Here is a 3,528-nt window from a genome sequence, read left to right as displayed (position 1 = left end):
GAAGGATATCGAGAAGGCAGCTCCGTAGGTTCGATGTTCAGCCGCACGGAAGGCCTGCCCAAGGGCTACCGGCGTGTGGTGAGCCCGGAAGGCGAATTTGTCGTATTGGGTTCGAACGGCAAGATCTATGAAGAAGCGAGGATTAATGGAAAAGACATCCTTGTGCAGGTTGTAAACCAGAGCCTGACAGCGGCTGAGCGGGATGCGATACTGGCGGCGGGGAAGGGGCCGAGGGGTGGGGGGAGGGATTTAGTTCCAAACAGCACGACTCGGATCACGGAGCACACTGTTATCATCACCTCTGGTTTAGACGAGCAAGTTGGACGCATCACTCAGATGGTGCCTGGCCTTGAAGAGGCGCAGGCTAAAGCACTGTTGCAAAGTGCTTTTAATCCCAATAAACCTGTGGAAGTTGTGATCGGAGGAAGTCGAGTGCGTTCTTTCTTCGGGGAAGGGTCTTTCCGTCCAGATAGCGATCTCGATATCGGCTTTGCCGCCAAAATGAAAAATCATCAGATAGACAACATTCTTGATGCTTTTGATTCTGCTGGTGCGTTGAAGTCCGAAAGAGGTATCAGGATATTCTCTGGTAATAATCCGCCCAGCGGACCAATAGTAAGTCCACAGGAATTTTTTCAGCGCTCAGGTATTCGTGGACCATTCCCGCCAGAGCGGGCGGGTCAACCATTTGGGCCTTCCGGCTATATTTCTGTCCATCCAAATGGAACGATTACCATCGTTCCTCCCGGTATAAATTGAGGGCCAAGAAATGAGAATCTGTAAGATTGACAACGATGTGATTGATTGTTCACTGGTTGGGGTGGATGCTCATGGGTTTGGCCGGGCTTTGGCTAGTGAGTGTGCAATCCCTTTTTCATTGAAAATCAGCGCGGAAGAAGTAGTAACCTATTTTGGTAGTTACTATCAGGAGTTTGTTGACAGAGAATCCGAAGATGAAGGTTTTTTGGAAGAGTTAGAAGGATGGGCTTTGCTTTTAAAAGAAACAGGCTACCTAAGCCTTGAGAAAATTCTTGCTGAGCAGCCCGAATTAATATCTGAACTACTTCTTAATGAATTGTCGGCGGAATTTATGGGTTATCTATTTCTAGATGATGCCCCGGCTTTGTCGAAAAAGTACATATTGCAAACTCTAGTTACCCTGGAGGTGATGGGTGGTGAAGTCCATTGCAAGGGAATGGCTTTTATTAACCCCTTATTTCCATAGTAGCTGCATAAGGCAATAGGGAGCGAGGCGATCTGAACGATTGCTTCGTTCCAAACAGTGTTGATGGCTTCATCGGTGATGTTCACAGTGCCTTGAGGGCGAAGCTTAATTCAGCCGAGTTGGCTGAATTTAAGGCGATAGATCCAACAGCAAAAACAGGGCTAACAGGCAGCTCTGCAACGGGGCGGGTAGGTAATCCTAACAAGCCGACCTTCGGGCAGCCAATCAATATAGATAAATTTGATTTGGACCTATTTGTTTAAAGCGATGTGCTATTAGAACGGTTTGGCCTGGAGCTCAAGGCGGCACCGATCTTGAGACAATCCCTTGTAGATGAATTCTCTGCCTAATTCCATGGCCTGAAGCCTGGAAAGGAAGGGTTGTCAATTAAATTTGGGCCTTATGGCGAACTGCCAAAGGGTTCTATTGTCTTTGATGATTAGGGTGTGCACGTATGAATATCCAGGGTCTGCTTAAGCGGGCGCTCTCCCATTATCTTGAGTTTGGAGATAGCGAGGAGTTACGTCAGATACTCAACGCCCATCCGGAAGTGATTTCGGCAGAGTATGGTGAATATCCTGACATGCATCGTTTGATGGATTTGCGGATAGGGGATCGTAATTTTCGTCTTTGTCGTCAAATCTCTCAACAGGAGTCAATTACGCTGATTCCTATTGAAGAATTATTTGATACGCCTGGAGTGCCTCTCTGGCTAACGGGAGGAAAATTAGTTTTGTGGGCTACTGATGAAAAAGAAAACCCATCAGACGAGCCTATTGACTGGAATCGGTATCGCTAGCCAATGTTGGGGGCAATAACCGAAGGGCATTGCACCGTACCCTGCCTCCTTTCTGAAACGACTCAGGGTACATTAAATGCTCCAGACAGATTTACTGCCCCAATGTTTGCGTAAAAGGTGGTCACCTCTCCCTGCTGGGCCGGATCGGGCAGATCGACGCCAGCCAAAGCCTGGGCGCCCTGAACGACCTGAAGATCGGCAGCCTGTCATTGAGCGACAGCCAACACTGCAGCGGCAGCCTGCCCAATGACAGCTGGCAGCTCGACCTGGCCAACGGCATGGGCAACCTGAGCCAAGACGGCAAAGGCCTGGGCAAAGTGGCCGACGACCCGAGCAAAGCGGGCAAAGAAGGCGGCGGCCAGACCAGCTTCGCCCTCACCCTGAGCGTGGGCAACAGCCACAGTCGCAGCGAAGCCAAACAGACCAGCCTCACCCATCGAGGCAGCCAACTCACCGCCGGGGGCGACCTGATCCTCCTCGCCCGGGGAGACAACGACAGCGCCCACGGCAACCTACAGATTGCGGGCAGCCAACTACAAGCAGGCGGTCACCTGACCCTGGACGCCAAACGCAACCTGCAGCTCCAAGCCGTCACCGATGAAACCCGGCTGGACAGCAAACAAGACGGCCAGGCTGGCCAGATCGGCGTATTCCTGGGCACCAAGGACGGCGCCAGCGGCTTTGGCATCTATGGCGAAGCCAGCAAACAACAAGGCCGAGAAAAAGGCAACAGCGACACCCAGATCAACAGCCACCTGAGCGCAGGGCAGACCCTGAGCCTGAAGAGCGGCGGCGACACCACCTTATCGGGCGCAGTGGCCAAAGGGCAACGCATCGAAGCCGACATTGGCGGCAACCTGACCCTGCAAAGCCTGCAAGACCGGGACGACTACCGCAACCAACAGCTCAGTGGTGGCATCAGCGGCGCAGTCGCCATCTACGGCAGCGGGGGCGGCATGAGCGCCAACGTGCAATTTGCACGCACCCAAGGGCAATACCACGCCGTAGAAGAACAGACCGCCCTCAAGGCAGGCACGGGTGGCTTTGACCTGCAAGTGGGCAAGCACACCCAACTCAATGGCGGCCTGATCAGCAGCGAAGCCGACCCGAGCCGTAACCGGCTGAGCACCGGCAGCCTGGGCTGGGAAGACATCCAGAACCAAAGCCGCTTCCAAAGCATCAGCGGTGGCGCCAGCATGAGCATGGGCAGTGGCGGCGGCAGCTTCAAAGCCACCATCGCCCCACCGGTCAACAAACAAGATGCCGGTCGCACCCAGACCGCCGTGGCAGCGGGTCAGATCGAGATCCGTGACGCCGACAAGCAGACCCAACCCCTGGCAGAGCTGCGTCGTGACACCACCGACACCGCCGGGCAAGTCAAACGCTACGACCGGGCGAAGATGGCCGAACAGCAGGAAATGGCCCGCCTGATTGGAGAGCAAGGCTTCAAGGCAATCGGCGACCTGAGCAAACAGATGGGTTGGCAAGATGGCAGCCCGCAGAA

3 protein-coding genes and 1 pseudogene are annotated in these 3,528 nt (G+C 53.8%); all 4 read left to right on the top strand.

Annotated elements, in window-relative coordinates; translation table 11 throughout:
- A pseudogene (locus HNQ59_RS19090) lies at window positions 1-759 on the top strand (hypothetical protein); the annotation flags it as partial.
- A gap of 10 nt (window positions 760-769) precedes the next feature.
- Window positions 770-1,225 (top strand): hypothetical protein, encoded by a 456-nt coding sequence (locus HNQ59_RS19085; RefSeq protein WP_184041980.1) that lies wholly within the window; start codon window positions 770-772, stop codon window positions 1,223-1,225.
- Window positions 1,226-1,679: 454 nt separating this feature from the next.
- Window positions 1,680-2,024, top strand: coding sequence for a hypothetical protein (locus tag HNQ59_RS19080; protein WP_184041979.1), 345 nt, complete (start codon window positions 1,680-1,682; stop codon window positions 2,022-2,024).
- A 209-nt stretch (window positions 2,025-2,233) separates the two neighbouring features.
- The coding region (locus tag HNQ59_RS19075) for a hemagglutinin repeat-containing protein (protein ID WP_184041978.1) at window positions 2,234-3,528 on the top strand (1,295 nt) is incomplete at its 3' end.

Source organism: Chitinivorax tropicus (assembly GCF_014202905.1).
GTDB classification, from domain to species: Bacteria; Pseudomonadota; Gammaproteobacteria; order Burkholderiales; family SCOH01; genus Chitinivorax; species Chitinivorax tropicus.
This window is presented reverse-complemented; position numbering and strand designations above follow the sequence as displayed.

Bases quoted from the DNA above. Each gene is read 5' to 3' on its own strand.
- HNQ59_RS19085 (WP_184041980.1), top strand. From the start codon at position 770: ATGAGAATCTGTAAGATTGACAACGATGTGATTGATTGTTCACTGGTT.
- HNQ59_RS19080 (WP_184041979.1), top strand. From the start codon at position 1,680: ATGAATATCCAGGGTCTGCTTAAGCGGGCGCTCTCCCATTATCTTGAG.